The organism is Pseudomonas eucalypticola, assembly GCF_013374995.1.
Lineage (GTDB): Bacteria > Pseudomonadota > Gammaproteobacteria > Pseudomonadales > Pseudomonadaceae > Aquipseudomonas > Aquipseudomonas eucalypticola.
Window position 1 is genome coordinate 5,265,330 of sequence record NZ_CP056030.1, and the last position, 22,047, is coordinate 5,287,376.

At 62.8% G+C, this 22,047-nt stretch carries 16 protein-coding genes; 7 read left to right on the forward strand and 9 right to left on the reverse strand.

Annotated features, from left to right (window positions below; translation table 11 throughout):
* The first annotated feature begins 89 nt into the window (after positions 1-89).
* Positions 90-971, forward strand: a complete 882-nt coding sequence (locus tag HWQ56_RS23520) for a LysR substrate-binding domain-containing protein (RefSeq protein ID WP_158154621.1) — start codon at positions 90-92, stop codon at positions 969-971.
* A gap of 62 nt (positions 972-1,033) precedes the next feature.
* On the opposite strand, the gene HWQ56_RS23525 is transcribed toward HWQ56_RS23520, so the two are convergent.
* Together HWQ56_RS23525 and HWQ56_RS23530 are read right to left on the reverse strand one after the other, a co-directional pair.
* Entirely contained in the window at positions 1,034-2,467 is a 1,434-nt protein-coding gene (locus HWQ56_RS23525) for a pyridine nucleotide-disulfide oxidoreductase (protein WP_176571909.1), read from the reverse strand.
* Between the two features lie 694 nt (positions 2,468-3,161).
* Positions 3,162-4,064 (reverse strand): helix-turn-helix domain-containing protein, encoded by a 903-nt coding sequence (locus tag HWQ56_RS23530; protein WP_158158737.1) that lies wholly within the window; start codon positions 4,062-4,064, stop codon positions 3,162-3,164.
* A 184-nt stretch (positions 4,065-4,248) separates the two neighbouring features.
* On the opposite strand from HWQ56_RS23530, the gene pobA reads away from it, so the two are divergent.
* Entirely contained in the window at positions 4,249-5,433 is a 1,185-nt protein-coding gene (gene pobA / locus HWQ56_RS23535) for a 4-hydroxybenzoate 3-monooxygenase (protein ID WP_158158735.1), read from the forward strand.
* Between the two features lie 85 nt (positions 5,434-5,518).
* Positions 5,519-6,988 carry an MDR family MFS transporter gene (locus tag HWQ56_RS23540; protein ID WP_245217803.1) on the forward strand — a complete coding sequence of 490 codons (1,470 nt, stop codon included), beginning with the start codon at positions 5,519-5,521 and terminating at the stop codon, positions 6,986-6,988.
* A 41-nt stretch (positions 6,989-7,029) separates the two neighbouring features.
* On the opposite strand, the gene HWQ56_RS23545 is transcribed toward HWQ56_RS23540, so the two are convergent.
* On the reverse strand, positions 7,030-7,914 hold the full coding sequence (locus HWQ56_RS23545; protein ID WP_158158732.1) for a DMT family transporter: 885 nt from the start codon (positions 7,912-7,914) through the stop codon (positions 7,030-7,032).
* A 140-nt stretch (positions 7,915-8,054) separates the two neighbouring features.
* A complete protein-coding gene (locus HWQ56_RS23550; RefSeq protein ID WP_158158731.1) occupies positions 8,055-8,687 on the reverse strand; it encodes a TetR family transcriptional regulator in 633 nt (210 codons plus the stop codon).
* Between the two features lie 250 nt (positions 8,688-8,937).
* On the opposite strand from HWQ56_RS23550, the gene HWQ56_RS23555 reads away from it, so the two are divergent.
* The 4 genes from HWQ56_RS23555 (at position 8,938) to HWQ56_RS23570 (ending at position 16,462) form a co-directional block, all read left to right on the forward strand.
* A complete protein-coding gene (locus HWQ56_RS23555; protein ID WP_158158730.1) occupies positions 8,938-10,089 on the forward strand; it encodes an efflux RND transporter periplasmic adaptor subunit in 1,152 nt (383 codons plus the stop codon).
* Positions 10,090-10,092: 3 nt separating this feature from the next.
* Positions 10,093-13,266, forward strand: coding sequence for an efflux RND transporter permease subunit (locus HWQ56_RS23560; RefSeq protein ID WP_176571910.1), 3,174 nt, complete (start codon positions 10,093-10,095; stop codon positions 13,264-13,266).
* Entirely contained in the window at positions 13,263-14,720 is a 1,458-nt protein-coding gene (gene adeC, locus HWQ56_RS23565; RefSeq protein ID WP_176571911.1) for an AdeC/AdeK/OprM family multidrug efflux complex outer membrane factor, read from the forward strand. The genes HWQ56_RS23560 and adeC overlap by 4 nt, the downstream gene beginning before the upstream one ends.
* Positions 14,721-15,199: 479 nt before the next feature.
* A complete protein-coding gene (locus HWQ56_RS23570) occupies positions 15,200-16,462 on the forward strand; it encodes an OprD family porin (RefSeq protein WP_176571912.1) in 1,263 nt (420 codons plus the stop codon).
* Positions 16,463-16,555: 93 nt separating this feature from the next.
* Here the strand turns inward: HWQ56_RS23570 and pcaC are convergent, their stop codons facing one another.
* The 5 genes from pcaC to pcaF form a co-directional block, all read right to left on the reverse strand.
* Positions 16,556-16,948, reverse strand: a complete 393-nt coding sequence (gene pcaC / locus HWQ56_RS23575; protein ID WP_008365528.1) for a 4-carboxymuconolactone decarboxylase — start codon at positions 16,946-16,948, stop codon at positions 16,556-16,558.
* Positions 16,949-16,964: 16 nt separating this feature from the next.
* The gene (pcaD, locus tag HWQ56_RS23580) at positions 16,965-17,759 is read right to left on the reverse strand and encodes a 3-oxoadipate enol-lactonase (RefSeq protein WP_158158980.1); all 795 of its coding nucleotides are present in this window, start codon (positions 17,757-17,759) and stop codon (positions 16,965-16,967) included.
* Positions 17,760-17,771: 12 nt separating this feature from the next.
* The gene (locus tag HWQ56_RS23585; RefSeq protein WP_176571913.1) at positions 17,772-19,136 is read right to left on the reverse strand and encodes a 3-carboxy-cis,cis-muconate cycloisomerase; all 1,365 of its coding nucleotides are present in this window, start codon (positions 19,134-19,136) and stop codon (positions 17,772-17,774) included.
* 49 nt (positions 19,137-19,185) lie between these two features.
* Positions 19,186-20,475, reverse strand: coding sequence for an MFS family transporter (locus tag HWQ56_RS23590; RefSeq protein WP_176571914.1), 1,290 nt, complete (start codon positions 20,473-20,475; stop codon positions 19,186-19,188).
* Positions 20,476-20,610: 135 nt separating this feature from the next.
* The gene (pcaF, locus tag HWQ56_RS23595; protein ID WP_176571915.1) at positions 20,611-21,816 is read right to left on the reverse strand and encodes a 3-oxoadipyl-CoA thiolase; all 1,206 of its coding nucleotides are present in this window, start codon (positions 21,814-21,816) and stop codon (positions 20,611-20,613) included.
* Between the last annotated feature and the right edge of the window lie 231 nt (positions 21,817-22,047).

Sequence of the window (22,047 nt, forward strand, 5' to 3'; positions counted from 1 at the left end):
GCACTCGGGCATTTCAATGGTTAGGTGCTGGTCGGCACAAGGCAAATAAAGTCATACTAGCCATGTCTCTGGCTCATGGCTTGAACCCGATGAAACGCCTCCCCCCGTTACCGGCCCTGCACACCTTTCTGGTGGTGGCCCAATGTTGCAACTTCACCCGCGCCGCCGAACAACTGCACATCACCCAAGGGGCCGTGAGCCGGCAGATCGCCGGGCTGGAAAGCCACCTGGGGTTCGCCCTGTTCATGCGCCAGGCACGGGGCCTGAGCCTCACCCAGCAAGGCCGCGAACTGTTTCCGCGGATTCAGCAAGTGTTCGGCCTGATCGAGGAGGCCGTGCAGGTGGTGGGTGGCCAACGCCAGGCCCTGCAGCTCAAGGCACCGACCTGCGTGATGCGCTGGTTATGGCCACGCCTGATGCGCTGGCAAGCCGAACGGCCGGACATTCCCGTGGAGCTGACCACGACGGTGCAACACGGCGTCGACTTTCGCCACGAAGCCTTCGACGCAGCCATCGTCTACGGCCCCGAACCTGCCGCAGGGCTGCGCCCGCGACATCTGTTCGACGAACAGCTGACCCCAGTATGCGCCCCCGCGCTGATCACGGGGCCACAGCCGTTGCGGACCGCCGACGACCTGCGCCAGCACATGCTGCTGCACCCCACGCGCGACGAGCAGGACTGGGAAACCTGGCTGACGGCGGCCGGGGTACAGCTGCCCAACCTGAGCCAGGGCCAGCACTTCGAAACCCTGGACCTGGCCATGTCGGTGGCAACCCAGGGCATTGGGGTGGCCATTGGCGACTGGGCGCTGATTGCCGAGGACCTGGCGCAACAACGCCTGGCGATGCCCTTCGAGTTGAAGGTGCGCACGGGCCTGGCCTACTACCTGGTGCAGCCACCGCGCACGACGGCCAGTGACGGCACCGCGGCGTTCATCGATTGGATGGCCCATGAGGCGCGGCAGCGGTAACGGCGCGTGTGCTGAGCAGGAAGAAAAAAAAGGGCGAACCCGCCGGGTTCGCCCTTTTCACTTCAGCGTATGACCGCTTTGCCCCACGCCGGGTCTGGCAGCTCCTGCGGCCATCCATGGGTCACGCCCACTTCCAGATGCACTATGGCCGGCTGCGGGCTGGCCAGGTCGGCCAGTCGCTGCAAGACTGCGTCGATGACCACCCGGCTGGCGTCATGGTGGAACTGCCAAACGCCGTAGATCCGCCCACTGAACGAAGGCTCGCTCCCCAGCAATGGGTCTACACCCAACCCGGACCCCAGCCCGAACAGATGCAGGCCATGCAGGCGACGCCCCTGGTCATCGCACGGGCAACCACTGGCATCGGAGTCCAGGCCACCGGTCACCTGCCGCAGGGTGATCACGGTACCATCGCCGCGGCGCAGCACGGGCAACAGCGGCTGGTAGCCCGTGCACTGCATGACCACGGCCGCGTTGCCGAGCACCTGGCTGGCCGCCTCGGTTTGCGCCGGGTCGCTGCCGTCGGTCAGCAATAACCGCGCACGCACCGAGGTGCTGCCCACATAACCTCGCTCCAGCACCTGGCGGCCCACGTCCAGCGCTCGGTAGCGCAAGCCGCCTGAGCGGTTGACCCGGCCCGAGATCGGACAAACGTCGGCCACCGGGTCAAACTCGTAACCGTTCGCACGGGCCTGCTCAAGGCTTTCATAGAACAGGCGGATGGGCGAACGGTGGACCAGGCTGACGGATTGCAGGCCCACCGGCTCCAGTGCAGAAGCGATGTTCTCCAGCATCGAGAACGCGCTGTGCGAGCCGCCCACCACCACGAAGTCGCCGCCACGGGCCACCACCGGGGCAAAGCATTCACGCAATGCCGCCGGCGACATGCGCAACAAACTGTCGGCACTGCGCACCGCTGCCAGCGCCGGTGCTTGCAGCCCCTGGGCCTTGAGCCCATCGACCAGGCAGCGCGGGTCTTGCCGCCCGCCCAGGTTGAGTACCAACGAACCGGTGCGAATGCGCTGCACCTGGCCACGGTGCTCGACCCACACCTGGTATTGGTCGTTGTCGCGGATGACCTCGGTGATCAGCGTTTCGCTCCACAACTGCACGTTGTAATGGGCAACGATATGGTCCAGCACCAATTGCGAAGCCAACAGCAACAATTCGCCCACCTCGGACAGCAACGGCGCCTGCTGAGCCTGATGAAAAATGCGCCAATAGGCCGGCGACTGCTGTAACGGGGCGAAGACATCGGCCATGGCCGGGTCTCGCAAGCAATCGAGGAATACATCCCCCACCGAATTGGCCGTGATCTGGTAGTCCCCCAACCGCCCCACGCCGGGTGAAGCGCTGGCATCGACGATGATGAGCCCGTACTGCGCCAGCTCAGCGATGGCACCGGTACGCAACGCGTTGAAAAGCAACCCCATGCCGGCAGGCCCGGCGCCACCAATGACGCAGCCCGTGGTGGTCTCGAGAAATTTTCCGTACATAAATCACTCCCTGCATGGGGCGGCGCACGGCGCGCACATGCATCTGTCCGAGCCAAAGGCTCTTTCTTGGAAAAGGAACGAACGCCGCCTGGCCGGCAGCGAGGCCGGAGCGAACGTAATGTTTGAAAGAGGTGATGCCGTTACCGCGGGACACGCCAGGGACACAGGGGCCTGAAGGCCAAAGCTACCGCCTGTAAGCGCTCTGGAATCGAGGTTTGACGCAGGCAAGCAAGAAAGTGGAGCGGCGAATGGCTAGTAAAGAAGGCCCATAGCCATGAGTTGATAGTTCCAGAGAAAGGCCTTCGGCGTCAAATTAAAGTAATGGCCGCCAGCTTCGTCAGGTACGAGGCTTAACTCATTGATTTATATTGTTTATATAAATACATATGTCTTTTCGCACTATAAACGTAGCGATTGAGCATGAAACATTTCGTATCAAATACGAAATCCACTGACTACATACAGCTACACCCTTCCCTCGCCCGTCCCGTGTTCTAGACTGAATACAGAACCTCTGCATTGCCGAAGGTGAGTACCATGATCCTCATAACAAGAAACTACCGCATGACCTTGCTAATCATCAGCGTAGCAGCCCTCTACGCTGCGGCGGCCTGGCGTGTTGAACAGGCGCGAAACCAGCCACGCATGGAGATCAGCTGTAGCACGACCCAGTGCCTGCCTCATTCGGGTGCGTTCAACGCCCTGCGTTAAGGGGTGGCGGCAGGTGACCGGTATGGCGAAAGGCCCGGGGTGAAACGCCGCTCATGCGCCGGAAGAAACGCGAAAAGTAAGCAGGGTCGGTAAACCCCAGGCTGTCCGATACCTGGCTGACCGTCATGCTGGTATAGATGAGGGCACGCTTGGCCTCCAGCAGCAGCCGCTGGTGGAGGATCTGCAGGGCGGTTTGCCCGGCCAGATCCCGGCAGACGTTATTCAGGTGCGCCACCGAGATGCCCGTGGCATGGGCCAGCGCCTCGACACTGGGCTGCTGGCGAAACCGCGCTTCCACCAGGCGGGTGAAGACATTGAGGTAATCGCGCCCACGCTCCTGGCTCTGCCCGGCTTTGTGACGCTGAATCATCTGGCGGCTTACCCACACCACCAACAGGTTGATCAATGAATGCAGCGCCAGGTCACGTCCTGGCTGGGCGGCGTTGTACTCACGCTGCAGTGCCGCCACCAGACTGTTGAGGTAGGCACGGTCGGCGCCGGCGGTAAAGTTGGCAGGCGCGGCCAGCACCTCGGCCGCAGCCCCCAGCAATGCCTTCAACTCGCTGACCAGGGGCGCCGCCAGGGTGATCACATAACCTTCGATATCTTCCGAAAAGCGGAAACCGTGCACATATAAAGGTGGCACTACCTGCACCATGGCTTCGCGGAACATTCGCCGCTGGCCTTCCACTTCGATCTCGGCCTGACCAGCATGCACATACAGCAACTGGGAAAGATCAGCATGGCGGTGCGGCTTGATCTCCCAATGGTGCACACGGCTGCGCTTGGGAATGGTCTCGCAGTGCAGCAAGTCGGGGGTGAGCCATTCCTGGCCTTCGCCATACAACTTGAACACCGGAACAGGGCTGGAAACCGGGCGTGACATCGTGACGCACTCCGCAAGCTCAATATCGCCCGATAATCGCACCGATTAGCGAAAAGTACAAAAAAACTACGGTTTTTCACCTTCCGACAGCCTTCCTACCAGCGAAAAATGCAGGCACTCCAACCATAAAAATTATCCGCCGTGTGCCCCCTAAGCTCTGCGGAACTTGCCTGGGATAACAACAATGAAGACTCAAGTCGCCATCATCGGCGCCGGACCATCCGGCCTTCTGCTCGGCCAACTGCTGCACAAGGCCGGCATCGACAACGTCATCCTTGAACGCCAGACGCCCGACTACGTGCTCAGCCGCATCCGTGCCGGCGTCTTGGAGCAAGGCATGGTCGACCTGTTGCGCAAGGCCGATGTCAGCGCCCGCATGGACGCCGAAGGCCTGGTGCACACCGGCTTCGAACTGGCCTTCAATGGCCGCCGCGCCCATATCGATCTCAAGACCCTGACCGGGGGCAAGACGGTGATGATCTATGGCCAGACCGAAGTGACGCGCGACCTGATGGCCGCTCGTCAGGCGTGTGGCGCCCAGACCGTCTATGAGGCTGCCAACGTCCGGCCTCATGACATGAAAAGCGACCAGCCCTACCTGACCTACGAAAAGGATGGCGAAGTCCACCGCCTGGACTGCGATTACATCGCCGGTTGCGATGGCTACCACGGCGTGGCCCGCCAGTCGATACCCGCCGACTCGATCAAGGCCTTCGAGCGCGTATACCCCTTCGGTTGGCTGGGGATCCTTGCCGACACTCCGCCAGTCAACGAAGAACTGGTGTATGCCAACCACGAACGCGGCTTCGCCCTGTGCAGCATGCGCTCGCAAACCCGCACCCGCTATTACGTGCAGGTCGCCGCAGAGGAAAAGGTCGAAGACTGGTCCGACGAGCGCTTCTGGAACGAGCTCAAGGCACGCCTGCCCGACGACCTGGCACAACGCCTGGTGACCGGCCCGTCCATCGAGAAAAGCATCGCCCCGCTGCGCAGCTTCGTGGTCGAGCCCATGCAGTACGGCCGGTTGTTCCTGGTCGGCGACGCGGCCCATATCGTGCCCCCCACGGGCGCCAAGGGCCTGAACCTGGCGGCCAGCGATGTCAGCACGTTGTTCGACATTTTGTCCAAGGTCTACGGCGAAGGCCGCACTGACTTGCTCGCCAAGTACTCGCAAGTGTGCCTGCGGCGGGTGTGGAAGGCCGAACGCTTCTCGTGGTGGATGACCTCGGTGCTGCACAAATTCCCGGACACCGACGATTTCAGCCAGCGTATCCAGCAAACCGAGCTGGACTACTACGTGGGTTCCGAAGCCGGGCGCAAGACCATCGCCGAAAACTATGTCGGTTTGCCCTATGAAACAATCGAATAGAACCCATAGCTAGCTATCTAGTAGACTGAGGGGACTTTCCCCCTCGGTTCGCCGGGGTTTTTTTCTGCCTTGCAGGCCTGCCCCCGTGACCAACCTGAACCCTCCTCAACCCGCCCTGCGCAGCGTGCTCACGGCACTGATGCTGTCGATATTTCTCGGTGCGCTGGACCAGACCATCGTCGCTGTTTCGATGCCGGCGATTTCCGCGCAGTTCAACGACGTCAACCTGCTGGCCTGGGTCATCTCCGGCTATATGGTCGCCATGACCGTGGCGGTGCCTATCTATGGCAAATTCGGCGACTTGTATGGCCGTCGCTTGATGATTCTCACCGGGCTTGCCCTGTTCACCCTGGCCTCGTTGTTCTGCGCCATGGCCCAGAGCATGGAGCAACTGGTAGTGGCAAGGGTTGTACAGGGTATCGGCGCCGGCGGCATGGTCTCGGTCAGCCAGGCAATCATTGGCGACTTCGTGCCGCCACGTGAACGCGGCCGCTATCAGGGTTACTTCAGCAGCATGTACGCAGCGGCGAGCGTCGCCGGGCCGGTGCTGGGCGGGTACATGACCGAATACCTGTCATGGCGGTGGATCTTCCTGCTCAACCTGCCGCTGGGGCTGGGGGCATGGCTGTACGCGCGGCACACCCTGGTGGGGCTGGCAGTCAAGCGCCGCCAGCCGGTCATCGATTACCTGGGCACCGCGCTGATGATCATTGGCCTGACGGCATTACTGCTGGGCATCACCGAACTCGGCCAAGGGCGTGCGTTCAGCACACCGCCGGTGTGGGGCCCGCTGCTGGTGGCGCTGGCCGCCCTGAGCCTGTTCGTGGGGCATGAACGCCGCGCGCCAGAGCCGTTGCTGCCGATGCACCTGTTCAGCATCCGCCCGGCCGTGCTGTGCTGGTGCACGGTGTTTTTCACTGCCTTCCAGGCCATTTCGCTGTCGGTGCTGATTCCCTTGCGTTTCCAGACCGTCACGGGTGCCGGCGCCGACAGCGCCGCCCTGGACGTATTGCCGCTGGCCATCGGCCTGCCCATCGGTGCCTTCCTGGGCGGGCGCAGGACGGCACGTACCGGCCATTACAAACCGGTGATCCTGGCGGGCGCCGTGCTGATGCCCCTGGGCATCCTCGGCCTGGCCTTCACCCCACCGCAGTGGCTATGGCTCAGCGGCGCCTTCATGCTACTGACCGGCTTCGCCGCCGGGTTGCAATTCCCGACCTCGCTGGTGGGCGCGCAGAACGCCGTGCAACAACAGGACATCGGCGTGGGCACCAGCACCACCAACCTGTTCCGCTCACTGGGCGGGGCCGTGGGGGTGGCGTGCATGTCGGCGTTGCTGCTGGCACTGTTGCAGGGTGTGGAACTGGGGCCTGAAGGGGCAACGGGCAACGCCTTGCTGTCCAGCCTGAATGCTGCCAGCGGTGCGGCGCAGGAAGCGCTGCGCGGGGAGTTGCTGGCGACCTTCCAGCAGTTGCTGCTGGCCAGCGCGGCGGTGTCGGCGCTGGGGCTGGCGGCGGCGGTAGCGATGCCGAATCGGGTGTTGCGGGGCCGATGACACGGGGAACGGCTGGGGCTGGCGGTCCAGCCCCCCTCCACCTACCGCCGCCGCTGCCCCCAGGCCACCGCCAACCCACTCAGGCAGATCACCCCGATACCGGTCAGCGCCCAGGCGTCCGGGGTGTGGTCGAAGATCAGATAGCCATACATGCCGGCAAACAGAATCTGCCCGTAACTGAACGGCGCCAGCATGGCGGGCGCGGCATGCAGAAAGGCCTTGGTCAGCAGCAGATGGCCCAACATGCCGCAGGTGCCCAGGCCGATCATGAACACTGCATGCAACCCATCCGGGGTCACCCAGAAAAACGGTAACAAGGCCGTCATGATCAGGCTGTTGAATATGCCCGCCAGGAAGTTGCTGGTGGTGGGGCTGTCGATGTCGCTGAGCTTGCGGGTAATCAGCTGGTAAATGCCGAAACACAGGGCCGACCCCAGGGGAAACAGAATCGCCGGGGTAAACAGGTCGCCACCGGGGCGCACCACGATCAATACCCCGACGAAGCCACCCAGCACCGCCAGCCACTGGCTGCGGGTGACCTGCTCGCCCAGTACCAGTACCGATAACGCGGTCACCAGCAAGGGCGCCAGGAAGTTCACCGAGGTGGCCTCGGCCAAGGGGATATACCGCAGGCCGGTGGTAAACAGCAGGCTGGTACCGATCAGACAGATGGCCCGCAATAACTGAAGGCCGGGGCGCTTGGTGCGCACGATGCTGGAAAAGCCGCTGCGGGGCACGAACACCACCAGCATCAACAAGGTATGCACCACATAACGCGCCCATACCACCAGGACGATGGGATAGATACCGGACAGGAATTTGGACAAGGCATCATGGCTGGCAAACAACAGCACCGCCAGGCAGATCAAGCCGATGCCCTTCAGGGGCTGGTCGTTTCCGGTGAGCAGGCTGTTCTGCGATGTCATTCACACGCTCGGCGGCAACGGCGGGAAAATACATAGCCCGCTAACTATTCAAATGGCATCGGCCCGTGGATAATGGCACCCAGCCTTTATGGTTTAATTCTGCTATCAGCTTATACGTTGATACAACTGGAATCACACTTTCATTTGCGCAGTGCCGGGCTCAAGCGCAGCATGTCGAAACATGCGTCCACCCATTTTTCGGCTTGCTGATGCAACTCGAAACTGTCCGGCACCAGCAACCATTGCCCCAGCATGCCATCGATATAGGCGTGCAGAACCACCGCAGCGCGCGCGGTGTCCAGGTTCTCGGGCAACTGCCCGCGGTTGACGGCATTGCGCAGGGACAGATCGATACGAACGTTGCAGTCCAGGCTGGCGGCTTGCCGCTGGCGCCGAATGTCACACATTTCGTCGGTGAACTCGCACTTATGGAACATGATTTCATTGATGCGCCGGGTAGTGGGGTCCAGTGCCACCTGGTGGAACAAGTGCACCAGCAACTTGTGCATGCACCCCAACGGATCAAGCTCCTGCTCACTTTCGCTGGCCCGCGCCAGTTCGTCCAAGGGTTCATGAAGGGAATCGAGCATCGCCTGCACCAGGTCGGCCTTATTGCTGAAGTGCCAGTAGATGGCACCGCGGGTCACCCCCGCCAGTGCGGCGATATCCGCCAGCGTGGTGCGCGACACGCCGCGCTCATAGAATGCTTTCTGGGCCGCTTCGAGTATCTGGCTTCGCGTTTCCTGAGCTTCCTCTTTAGTACGTCGGACCATGGCAGTAAAAACCTCTTTCTGGGGCCGCGCTGCGCATAGGCAGTCGGGGTCGAGTCGGGGCGGCGCTTGTAATGCCTGCTCCCGCGCTAGCTAATCGTGGCCCGGCGATCCGTTTGCGGATGTTTCGGGTGTTTACAAACAACCATGAATGTAAGTATATTCGTTAGTAAGCTACTTATCTAGTCGCAACGATTTTTTGTCATTCCACTATGCTTGAGCGCTCCTTTGCGCTCCTGACCCGAGGATCTTCATGCAATTCAAGCCAGCTGTTACCGCTCTGGTTTCCGCCGTCGCCCTGGCCTCCTTGCTCAGCGGCTGTAAAAAGGAAGAAGCGGCCCCTGCCCCGCAGACTCCTCAGGTCGGCGTCGTGACCCTGCAACCACAAGCCTACACACTGACCAACGAACTGCCGGGCCGCACCACTGCTTTCCGTGTGGCTGAAGTCCGCCCTCAGGTCAACGGCATCATCCTCAAGCGCATGTTCACCGAAGGCACGGACGTCAAGGCCGGCCAGCAGCTGTACCAGATCGACCCGTCGGTGTACGAGGCCACCCTGGCCAGCGCCCAGGCCAGCGTGCAGTCGTCCAAGGCCCTGGCCGACCGCTACAAGCAGTTGATCAATGAGCAGGCCGTCAGCCGCCAGGAATACGATAACGCCCGTTCCACCCAGCTGCAGAATGAAGCCACGCTGATGACTGCGCAGATCAACATGCGCTACACCAAGGTGCTGGCGCCCATCACCGGCCGTATCGGCCGTTCCGGCGTGACCGAAGGCGCCCTGGTGACCAGCGGGCAGACCGACGCCATGGCGACCATCCAGCAACTGGACCCCATTTACGTCGACGTGACCCAGTCGTCCGCCGAAATGCTCAAGCTGCGCCGCGACCTGGCCAGCGGTGCGCTGCAGAAAGCCGGCGACAATGCCGCCAAGGTGCAACTGACCCTGGAAGACGGCAGCACGTACAGCAAGGAAGGCAAGCTGGAGTTCTCGGAAGTGTCGGTTGACGAAACCACCGGTTCCGTGACCCTGCGCGCCGTGTTCCCAAACCCGGACCACACCCTGCTGCCCGGCATGTTCGTGCACGCCAAGCTGGAAGCCGGTGTCGCCGCGCAGGCCATTCTGGCCCCGCAACAGGGCGTGACCCGCGACCTGAAAGGCACCCCGACCGCCCTCATCGTCAACGCCGACAACAAGGTCGAGCTGCGCGAGCTGAAGGCCAGCCGCACCGTAGGTACCCAGTGGCTGGTGGAAGATGGCCTGAAGGCCGGTGACCGTCTGATCACCGAAGGCCTGCAGTACGTGAAACCGGGCGTGGAGGTCAAGGCGACCGAAGCGACCAACGTCAAGCCCGCGAACCCTGCCCCCGCCACGAATGCGTCCGCAGGCGGCCAAGGGGAGTAAACCATGTCGAAATTCTTTATCGACCGTCCGATTTTCGCCTGGGTGATTGCCCTGGTGATCATGCTGGTCGGTGCCTTGTCGATCCTCAACCTGCCGATCAACCAGTACCCGGCGATTGCGCCACCGGCCATCGCCATCCAGGTGACCTACCCAGGTGCGTCCGCACAGACCGTGCAGGATACCGTGGTGCAGGTGATCGAGCAGCAGCTCAACGGTATCGACAACCTGCGCTATGTGGCCTCGGAAAGTAACTCCGACGGCAGCATGACCATCACCGCCACCTTCAACCAGGGCACCAACCCTGACATCGCCCAGGTACAGGTACAGAACAAGCTGAACCTGGCCACCCCGCTGCTGCCCCAAGAAGTGCAGCAACAGGGTATACGCGTGACCAAGGCGGTGAAGAACTTCCTGATGGTCGTGGGCCTGGTGTCCACCGACGGCAGCATGACCAAGGACGACCTCAGCAACTACATCGTCTCCAACATGCAGGACCCCATCTCCCGTACCGCCGGTGTGGGTGACTTCCAGGTGTTCGGTGCCCAGTACGCCATGCGTATCTGGCTGGACCCGGCCAAGCTGAACAAATACGCGCTGACCCCGGGTGACGTTTCCACCGCCATCTCGGCGCAGAACGTACAGGTATCGTCCGGCCAACTGGGTGGCCTGCCTGCCGTGGCTGGCCAGGAATTGAACGCTACCATCATCGGCAAGACCCGCCTGCAGACCGCTGAGCAGTTCCGCAACATTCTGCTCAAGGTCAACACCGACGGCTCCCAGGTACGCGTCGGCGATGTCGCCGAAGTAGGCCTGGGTGGCGAGAACTACAGCATCAACGCCCAGTTCAACGGCGCCCCTGCGTCGGGCCTGGCGATCAAGCTGGCCACCGGTGCCAACGCCCTGGATACCGCCAAGGCCATTCGCCAGACCATCGCCGACCTGGAACCCTTCTTCCCGCCAGGCGTGAAGGCCGTGTTCCCGTATGACACCACGCCCGTGGTCACCACCTCGATTCATAACGTGGTGGAAACCCTGGTCGAGGCGATCATCCTGGTGTTCCTGGTGATGTACCTGTTCCTGCAGAACTTCCGCGCTACCATCATCACCACCATGACGGTGCCGGTGGTGCTGCTGGGTACTTTCGGTATCCTCGCGGCTGCGGGCTTCACCATCAACACCCTGACCATGTTCGGCATGGTGCTGGCTATCGGCCTATTGGTGGACGACGCCATCGTCGTGGTGGAAAACGTCGAGCGGGTGATGGCCGAGGAAGGCCTGTCCCCCAAGGAAGCCACCAAAAAGTCCATGGTCCAGATCCAGGGCGCCCTGGTGGGTATCGCCATGGTGCTGTCGGCGGTACTGCTGCCCATGGCGTTCTTCGGCGGCTCTACCGGTGTGATCTACCGCCAGTTCTCCATCACTATCGTCTCGGCCATGGCCCTTTCGGTGATGGTCGCCCTGATCTTCACCCCGGCGCTGTGCGCCACCATGCTGTCGCCCATCAAGAAAGGCGAAGACCACCACAAGCATGGCCGCTTCTTCAACTGGTTCAACCGTACCTTCGACAGCGGCGTGCAGAAGTACGAAGCCGGCGTCGGCCACGTGCTGCGCCGCAAGACCCCCTACCTGCTAGGCTACGTACTGATCGTGCTGGGCATGGCCTGGCTGTTTACCCGCATTCCGACGTCCTTCCTGCCGGAAGAAGACCAGGGTGTGATCTTTGCCCAGGTACAAACCCCGCCCGGCTCCACCGCCGAGCGTACGCAGCACGTCATCGACGACATGCGCAAGTACCTGCTGGACGACGAGAAAGGCGCCGTGAGTTCGGTGTTCACCGTGAACGGCTTCAACTTCGCCGGCCGCGGCCAGAGCTCGGGCATGGCCTTCATCATGCTCAAGCCATGGGATGAACGTAATAGCGACAACACCGCCGCCGCGCTGTCGGCCCGTGCCCAACAGCACTTCTTCAGCCTGCGCGACGCCATGGTGTTCGCCTTCGTGCCGCCAGCGGTACTGGAACTGGGTAACGCCACCGGTTTCGACATCTACCTGCAAGACCGTGCCGGCATTGGCCACGACAAGCTGATGGAAGCGCGCAACCAGTTCCTGGGCATGGCCGCGCAGAGCAAGATTCTGACGCAGACCCGCCCGAACGGCCTGAACGACGAACCACAGTTCCAGCTGGAAATCGACGACGAACGCGCCAGCGCCCAGGGCGTAACCATCGCCGACATCAACACCACCCTGTCGGTGGCACTGGGCGGCAGCTACGTCAACGACTTCATCGACCGTGGTCGGGTGAAGAAGGTGTACGTGCAGGGCCAGGCCAACTCGCGCATGAGCCCCGAAGACCTGAACAAGTGGTACGTGCGCAACAGCGCCGGCACCATGGTACCGTTCTCCGCCTTCGCCAGCGGCAAGTGGATCTATGGCTCGCCGAAGCTGGCGCGCTACAACGGCGTGGAAGGTATCGAGATTCTCGGCTCCCCTGCCCCGGGCTACAGTACCGGTGAAGCCATGGCCGAAGTGGAACGCATCGCCGCCAAGCTGCCAAAAGGCGTGGGCCTGTCGTGGACCGGACTGTCGTACGAGGAGCGCCTGTCGGGCTCCCAGGCGCCAGCCTTGTACGCCATTTCCATGCTGATGGTGTTCCTCTGCCTGGCGGCCCTGTATGAAAGCTGGTCGATCCCGATCGCGGTCATGCTGGTAGTCCCCCTGGGTATCATCGGTGCCCTGCTGGCCACCAGCCTGCGCGGCCTGTCCAACGACGTGTACTTCCAGGTGGGCCTGTTGACCACCATTGGCCTGGCGGCGAAGAACGCCATTCTGATCGTCGAGTTCGCCAAGGAACTGCATGAGCAGGGCCGCACCTACACCGAAGCGGCTATCGAGGCTTGCCGGATGCGTCTGCGCCCCATCATCATGACGTCCCTGGCGTTCATCCTGGGTGTCGTGCCCCTGGCCATCTCCCACGGCGCAGGCTCCGGTAGCCAGCACGCGATCGGTACCGGCGTGATCGGCGGTATGCTGACCGCCACTACCCTGGCGCTGTTCTGGGTACCGCTGTTCTTCGTCTCGGTCTCAACGCTGTTCGGAGACAAGCGCAAGAAGGACGAGCACGCGTCCCATGAAGCGATCGGGTCGACTGAAACTCCACGTAACGAGGCTGGGCAATGAGCAAGTCCCTAGTGTCTATCGCGGTCGCCGCGGCCATCCTCAGTGGCTGCTCGCTGATCCCGGATTACAAGCAGCCCGCCGCCCCGGTGGCGGCGCAGTACCCGCATGGCCCGGCGTATTCGCCGGCCCAGGCGGCGAGCATGGCCGCCGCCGAGCAAGGCTGGCAGCAGTTCTTCCATGACCAGGCGTTGCAGCAACTGATTCAGGAATCGCTGGTGAACAACCGCGACCTGAAAGTAGCGATCCTCAATGTACAAGCGTACCAGGCGCAGTACCGCATCCAGCGTGCGGACCTGTTCCCGGCCGTCAGCGCCAACGCCACCGCCACTCGCGCACGCACCCCTGCCGACCTGAGCTCCACCGGCAAGACGGCGGTGGGTGGCGAGTACACCGCCAACCTGGGTATCAGTTCCTACGAGCTGGACCTGTGGGGCCGCGTGCGCAGCCTCAGCCAACAGGCGCTGGAAACCTACCTGTCGAGCGAGGAAGCCCGACGCTCCTCGCAGATCAGCCTGGTGGCCAGCGTCGCCAACGCCTATTACACCTGGCAGGCCGACCAGAGCCTGCTGAAGCTGACCGAAGACACCCTCAAGGCGTTCGAGGAAAGCTACCGCCTGACGTCGCGCAGCAGCGAAGTGGGCGTGTCGTCGGCGCTGGATCTGGCCCAGGCTCGCACGTCGGTGGAAACCGCGCGCGTCAGCCTGTCCAAGTACCAGCGCCAGGTAGCCCAGGACGAAAATGCCCTGGTGCTGTTGCTTGGCGGCCCGCTGCCGACCAACCTGGCCAAGCCGCAACCGCTCGACGGCGACCTGCTGACCGAAATGCCAGCCGGCCTGCCGTCCGACCTGCTGCAGCGTCGTCCGGATATCCTTGAAGCCGAACACGCCCTCAAGGCGGCCAACGCCAACATCGGCGCGGCGCGGGCAGCGTTCTTCCCGAGCATCACCCTGACCGCCTCGGCGGGCAGCGCCAGCTCCGACCTGGGCAACCTGTTCAAGGGTGGCCAGGGCGCGTGGACCTTCGCACCGGCCATCAACCTGCCGATCTTCAACGCCGGCAGCCTGCGGGCCAGCCTGGACTACGCGAAGATCCAGAAGGACATCAACGTCGCCAACTACGAGAAAGCCATCCAGACGGCTTTCCAGGAAGTCTCCGACGGCCTGGCGGCACGCAAGACCTACAAAGAGCAGTTGCAGGCGCAGAAAGACCTGGTGCAAGCCAACCAGGACTACTACCGCCTGGCCGAGCGTCGCTACCGCATTGGTGTCGACAGCAACCTGACCTTCCTGGACGCCCAGCGCTCGCTGTTCAGCGCCCAGCAGTCGGCCATCAGCGACCGCCTTTCGCAGTTGACCAGCGAGGTCAACCTGTACAAGGCGCTGGGCGGTGGCTGGTACCAGCAGACCGGGCAGGCGCAAGCTCAGCAAGACCAGGCGCAAGCGCCGAAAAGCTGATTCGGCTGCGTGAAGAAAAGCCCGCCTCTGTTGGCGGGCTTTTTTTGTCTCGATTTTCGATACGGCTCGGCTGGGCTTGGCTCACCTTGATACCCAGCAACCCCGACAAAGAGGTACGACAACCGATGAATTTATGACATTTCTGTCAGAAACGGTGCTATAAACACACCTGTTAACATATTGAAACGTCTTGATTGAAACTAACAAGTTAGTTAGTGTTCGTTTATCGCCCTGTTTGCGGTGCGACAGATTGATTCACCCCCTGCCGAGCAAGCACCATCCGCTCAACAGGACAGTGAAGGATTCACCCGATCCCGTACACACAAAGACAATAACAACAGGAAACGCCACCATGCTCATCCAAGCCCCGCTCCGCCTCTGATCTACCCCGCATTCGCGAACGCTGCATGAATCACGACGACTTGAACACCCGTCGCGACGGCATCCTGTTGCCAATAATTAGAGAGACCACAACAATAATGAAAGCCATCACTCGCTCCTCCTACACCCGCAGTCTCATCGCTCTGGCCATCGCTGGCTCGTCCTTGCCCGTGCTGGCAGACGACGCCCATGGCTTCCTGGAAGACGCCAAGGTCAACTTGACCCTGCGCAACTTCTACTTCGGCCGCAACTTCACCGACAGCCAGGCGCCACAAGGCACCCAGGCCGAATGGACGCAGAACTTCATCCTCGATGCCAAGTCAGGGTTCACCCAGGGCGTGGTGGGCTTCGGTGTCGACGTGCTGGGCCTGTACTCGCAGAAACTCGACGGTGGTGGCGGCACCGGTGGTACCCAGTTGCTGCCCCTGGACAGCGATGGCAACCCGGCCGATAACTTTGGCCGCCTGGGCGTGGCCTTGAAAGCCAAGGTCTCCAACACTGAACTGAAGATCGGCGAGTGGATGCCGGTGCTGCCGATCCTGCGTTCGGACGACGGCCGTTCGCTGCCCCAGACCTTCCGCGGTGCGCAGCTGACCTCCAAGGAAATCACCAACCTGACCCTGTACGGCGGTCAGTTCCGCGACAACAGCCCGCGCAACGACGGCAGCATGAACCCCATGCAGCTGACCGGTAACACCAGCCACGAGTCGGACCGCTTCAACTTCGCCGGCGCCGAGTACACCTTCAATGACAAGCGCACCCTGGTCGGCGTGTGGTACGCGCAACTGGAAGACATCTACCACCAGCAATACGTGCAACTGGTGCATTCGCAACCGGTCGGTGCGTGGGTGCTGGGGGCCAACCTGGGTTATTTCCACGGCAGCGACGACGGCAGCGCGCTGGACGGCAAGCTCGACAACAACACCTACTCGGCCCTGCTCTCGGCCAAGTACGGCGGCAGCACCTTCTACGTGGGCCTGCAGAAGCTGACCGGCGACAACAACTGGATGCGCGTCAACGGCACCAGCGGCGGCACCCTGGCCAACGACAGCTACAACTCCAGCTACGACAATGCCCAGGAGCGCTCCTGGCAGGTGCGTCATGACTACAACTTCGCCGCCCTGGGCGTTCCCGGCCTGACCCTGATGAACCGCTACATCCACGGTGACAACATTCACACCGCGACCATCGACGGTGGCAGTGAGTGGGGCCGCGAATCGGAACTGGCCTACACCTTCCAGGAAGGCACCTTCAAGGACCTGAACCTGCGGTGGCGTAACTCCAGCATGCGCCGTGACTATGGCACCAACCAGTTCAACGAGAACCGGGTGATCGTTTCGTACCCCATCAGCATCCTCTGATGCTGGCAGGGACCGAAGCGTTCGTTTCCCGAGCGTAAAACGCAGAAAGGGCGATGATTTCTCATCGCCCTTTCTGCATTTCAGCCAATGCGATCACTCGCGGGATTCGACGCCCAACTCGTCCCACACCGACTCAGCCAGGTGGAAGGTGGCGTTGGCCGCCGGAATGCCGCAGTAGATGGCGCTCTGCATCAGCACTTCCTTGATCTCGGCACGGGTGACGCCATTGTTGGCGGCGGCGCGCAGGTGCAGCTTGAGTTCATCATTGCGGTTCATGCCGATCAGCATGGCAATGGTGATCAGGCTGCGGGTGTGGCGCGGCAGGCCCGGGCGGGTCCAGATGTCGCCCCAGGCGTGGCGGGTGATCATTTCCTGGAACTCACCGTTGAACTCGGTGATATTGGTCAGGCTGCGGTCCACGTGGGCATCACCCAGCACGGCGCGGCGAACCTTCATGCCTTCGTTGTAGCGTTCTTTCTCGTCCACGGACGGCTCCTCGAAATCAGTGTTTGGCCAGCAGGAAATCCAGCACGCGCTGGGTGAAGGCTTCGCCTACCTGCACGTTGGACAGGTGCGCCGCGTAGAACTCGGCGTACTCGGCACCCTTGATGTGTTCTTGCAGGAAACGCCCATCCGCTGGCGTGGTGACCGCGTCACCGGTACCGGCGATGACCAGGGTCGGCACCTTGATGCTACCCAGTTGCTCGCGGTAGTCGGCGTCGCGCACGGCGGCGCAGTTGGCGGCATAGCCCTGGGGCGACGTAGCGGCCAGCATGTCGGTGATGCGCTTGGCCTCGGCCGGGTTCGCCTCGGCGAAGTCCGGGGTGAACCAGCGGGCGATGGAAGCATCGCGCAGGGCTACCATGGCAGCCTGGCCGTCGCGCAGCACGGTCTCGATGCGCGGGTTCCACACGTCAGGATTGCCAATTTTCGCCGCAGTGTTGCAGACGATCAGCCGGTTCAGGCGCTCACCCGCATTGATGCCCAGCCATTGGCCGATCAGGCCGCCCATGGACAGGCCGCAGAAGTGCGCGCGCTCGATGTGCAAGGCGTCCAGCAGGGCGATCACGTCACCGCCCAGCTGCTCGATGCTGTACGGGCCTTCGGTGACCAGCGACTGGCCATGGCCGCGGGTGTCGTAACGCAGTACGCGAAAGTGCTGGGTCAGGCCGGCGATCTGGGTGTCCCACATGCCCAGGGAGGTGCCCAGGGAGTTGGACATCACCAGCACCGGCGCGTCAGCCGGGCCATCAAGTTGGTAGTTCAGTTCACCATCAGCGAGTTGGATCTTGCCCACAACGGTTTCTCCTCAGGCACTAAAACGGGAATGTTCGGCCACGGCACGCTCGACCCAGGCAGTCGCCTGCCCCAGGTAGTGCGCGGGGTCGAGCAGACGATCAAGCTCGTCCGCGGACAGTTCGGCGGTCACCTTCGGCTCGTCGCCGAGCACCGCCCGCAGGTGGCGTTTTTCAGCCACGGCGCGCTTGCAGCACTGTTCCAGCAAATGGTGGGCGGCGTCGCGGCCCAGGCGCTGGGCCAGGATAATGCTGACCGCTTCGGCCAGCACCAGGCCCTGGGTCAGGTCCAGGTTCTTGAGCATGCGCGCCGCGTCCACTTCCAGGCCGTCGGCGAACAGTTGCGCTTGCTCCAGGGCACCGGCCACCAGGCAGCAGATTTCCGGCAGGGTGTCCCACTCGGCATGCCACAGGCCCAGGCTTCGCTCGTGTTCCTGGGGCATGGCGGCGAACAGGGTCGACACCAGGCCCGGCACACGGGTGGCGGCACCGATCAGTACGGCAGCGCCTACCGGGTTGCGCTTGTGCGGCATGGTCGAGGAACCGCCCTTGCCCGGGGCCGACGGCTCGAACACCTCGGCGGCTTCGGTCTGCATCAGCAAGCTGACGTCGCGGCCCAGCTTGCCCAGGCTGCCAGCGATCAGGCCCAGCACCGAGCCGAACTCCACCAGACGGTCGCGGTGGGTGTGCCAGGGTTGTTCAGGCAGGGTCAGTTGCAGCTCTTGCGCCAGCGCTTCGGCCACCGGCATGGCGTTGTCGCCCAGGGCAGCCAGGGAGCCAGACGCGCCACCGAACTGCAGCACCAGCAACCGCGGCTTGAGTTCTTGCAGACGCTGACGGCTGCGGGTCACGGCCCCCAGCCAACCGGCGATCTTCATCCCCAGGGTCACGGGAGTGGCATGCTGCAGCCAGGTGCGGCCGGCCAGTGGCGTGGCCTTGTAGCGCTCGGCCTGGCGGGCCAGCGATTGGCCGAGGGTCGCCAGGCGCTCCTCCAGCAGGTGCACGGCATCGCGCAATTGCAGCACCAGGCCAGTGTCCATCACGTCCTGGCTGGTGGCACCCAGGTGCACGTATCGCTCCGCTTCCGGCGCCTGGCTGGCGATCTGCTTGCCGAGCATTTTCACCAGCGGGATGGCCGAGTTGCCGGCGCTGCAGATGGCCTGGCCCAGCGCCTGGTAATCGTAGCGAGAGGCCTGGCAGGCCGCTTCGATCGGGGCCACTGCTTCGGCGGGTATTACCCCTGCCCTGGCTTCGGCACGGGCCAGGCCCGCCTCGAAGTCGAGCATGCCCTGCACTCGCCCGCGGTCGCAGAAGATGTCGCGCATGGCATCGGCGCTGAAGTAGGCATCGAACAATTGGTTGCTCGGTCTCTCGCTCATAAACCTTCCTTAAGGGCGCGCGCCCCGCCTGGAGCGCGCGCTGTCTGGATCAGTGATCGTGGTGCAGGTAAGACGGCTGTTTGGGCAGGCGCAGGCTGAACAGGAACGCGATGGCCATCATGATGGTCACGTACCAGTAGAACGCGTTCTCGTTACCCCCGCTCTTGAAACTCAGGGCCACGAATTCTGCCGAACCACCGAAGATGGCGTTGGCTACTGCATAAGCCAGCCCCACGCCCAGCGCGCGCACTTGCGGCGGGAACATCTCGGCCTTCACCAGCCCGCTGATCGAGGTGTAGAAACTGACGATGGCCAGGGCCAGGGTAATCAGCACGAACGCCAGGAACGGGCTGGTCACGGTTTTCAGCACCAGCAGGATCGGCAGGGTGAACAGCGTACCCAGGGCGCCAAACCACAGCATCGAGGCGCGACGGCCGATCTTGTCGGCCAGCATGCCGAACAGCGGCTGCATGCACATGTACAGGAACAATGCGCCGGTCATGATGAAGCTGGAGGTCTTGGCGGTCATGCCCGCAGTATTCACCAGGTACTTCTGCATGTAGGTGGTGAAGGTGTAGAAAATCAGCGAGCCGCCGGCGGTGTAGCCCAGCACGGTGATGAACGCCGGGGTATGGTTTTTGAACAACCCGACGATGCTGCCGGCGTCCTTGTCCTGGCGGGTCTCGGCGCTAGTGGTTTCCTTCAGGGAGCGACGCAGCAGCAGGGAGATCACCGCGGCAATGGCGCCGACCACGAACGGGATGCGCCAGCCCCAGGCGCGCAATTCGTCCTCGCTGAGCACCTGTTGCAGGATCACCACTACCAGCACGGCCAGCAACTGGCCGCCGATCAGGGTCACGTACTGGAAGGAAGCGAAGAAACCGCGCTGGCCGCGCAGGGCCACTTCACTCATGTAGGTGGCGGTGGTGCCGTACTCGCCACCCACCGACAGGCCCTGGAACAGCCGGGCCAGCAACAGCAGGGCCGGAGCCCACAGGCCAATGCTTTCATAGCCCGGCAGGCAGGCGATCACCAGGGACCCGGCGCACATCATCAGCACCGAGATCATCATGGAGTTCTTGCGGCCGTGGCGGTCGGCCACGCGGCCGAAGATCCAGCCGCCGATGGGGCGCATCAGAAAACCGGCCGCGAACACGCCAGCGGTGTTGAGCAGTTGCACGGTGGAATCAGCGGAGGGGAAGAAATGCGGCGCGAAGTAGATCGCGCAGAAGGCATACACATAGAAGTCGAACCATTCGACCAGGTTGCCCGAGGAAGCGCCGACGATTGCAAAGATGCGTTTGCTCCGCTCTTCGCCGGTGTAGTGAGTTGTTGTCATCTTCTTATCACTCGTTAAGGTTGGTACAGCCTAGACATATACCGTAACAACCCCCTGCAACAAAACAATTACCCGAAAGCCCAAGGGCCTTGCGTGGAGGCTCCTGGGCATTTCGGGTAACCGGACTGCTCTGTATCAGACGCGTTCGATGGCCAGTGCCAGCCCTTGGCCAACACCCACGCACATGGTTGCCAGGCCTTTCTTGCCGCCGGTTTTTTCCAGTTGGTGCAAGGCGGTCAGCACGATACGCGCGCCGCTCATGCCCAGCGGGTGGCCCAGGGCAATCGCGCCGCCGTTGGGGTTGACCTGCGGGGCGTCGTCGGCGATGCCCAGTTCGCGCAGCACGGCAAGGCCCTGGCTGGCGAAGGCTTCGTTGAGTTCGATAACGTCGAAATCGCTGACGGCAACGCCCAGGCGCTCGGTCAGCTTGCGTACCGCGGGTACCGGGCCGATACCCATGACACGTGGGGCGACGCCGGCGCTGGCCATGCCCAGTACCCGGGCACGTGGCTTGAGGCCGTGTTTCTTCACGGCCTCGGCCGACGCCAGGATCAGCGCTGCCGCGCCGTCGTTGACGCCCGAAGCGTTGCCGGCGGTGACGGTCTTGTCAGGGCCATTCACCGGCTTGAGCTTGGCCAGGGTTTCGATAGTGGTATCGGCGCGGGGGTGCTCGTCGGTATCGACGATGGTTTCACCCTTCTTGTGGGCCACGCGCACCGGCACGATCTCTTCGGCGAAGTAGCCGGCGGCCTGGGCGGCGGCGGTCCGCTGCTGGCTGCGCACGGCGAACGCGTCCTGGTCGGCGCGGGAGACCTTGTAGTCATCGGCGACGTTGTCGGCGGTCTGCGGCATGGCGTCGACGCCATACTGGGCCTTCATCAGCGGGTTGATGAAGCGCCAGCCGATGGTGGTGTCTTCCAGCTTCATGTTGCGCGAGAACCCAGCGTCAGCCTTGCCCATCACGAACGGCGCGCGGGACATGGATTCAACGCCACCGGCGATGGCCAGTTCCATTTCACCGCTGGCGATGGCGCGGAACGCAGTACCGATCGCGTCCATGCCCGAGGCGCACAGGCGGTTGAGGGTCACACCCGGGATGCTTTCCGGCAGGCCGGCCAGCAGCAGCGCCATGCGCGCGACGTTACGGTTGTCTTCACCGGCCTGGTTGGCGCAGCCCAGGAACACTTCGTCCACGGCGGTCCAGTCGACCTGCGGGTTGCGTTCGATCAGGGCCTTGATGGGCGCTGCCGCCAGGTCGTCGGCGCGGACAGTGGAGAGACCACCACCGAAACGGCCAATGGGGGTGCGAATCGCGTCGCAGATGAATACTTCACGCATCAAGCTTCTCCTGGATCTGGCCGTGAGCGGTGACCGCTCGGAATAAAAAAGGCGCGAGGGGCACGCCAGAATGGGTAGCAGATTAAGCTGCCGAATTTCGCTAAACAATCCGATAATCGACCTTTTGGGCGATCACCGAACCAATCCTTACCTTGCTATGCATCCCTGGTCCGCACTGGGACCAGGCGAAGCTGGGAAGCGAATGCCGCGCTGCCATGGGCACTGCGGGGCATG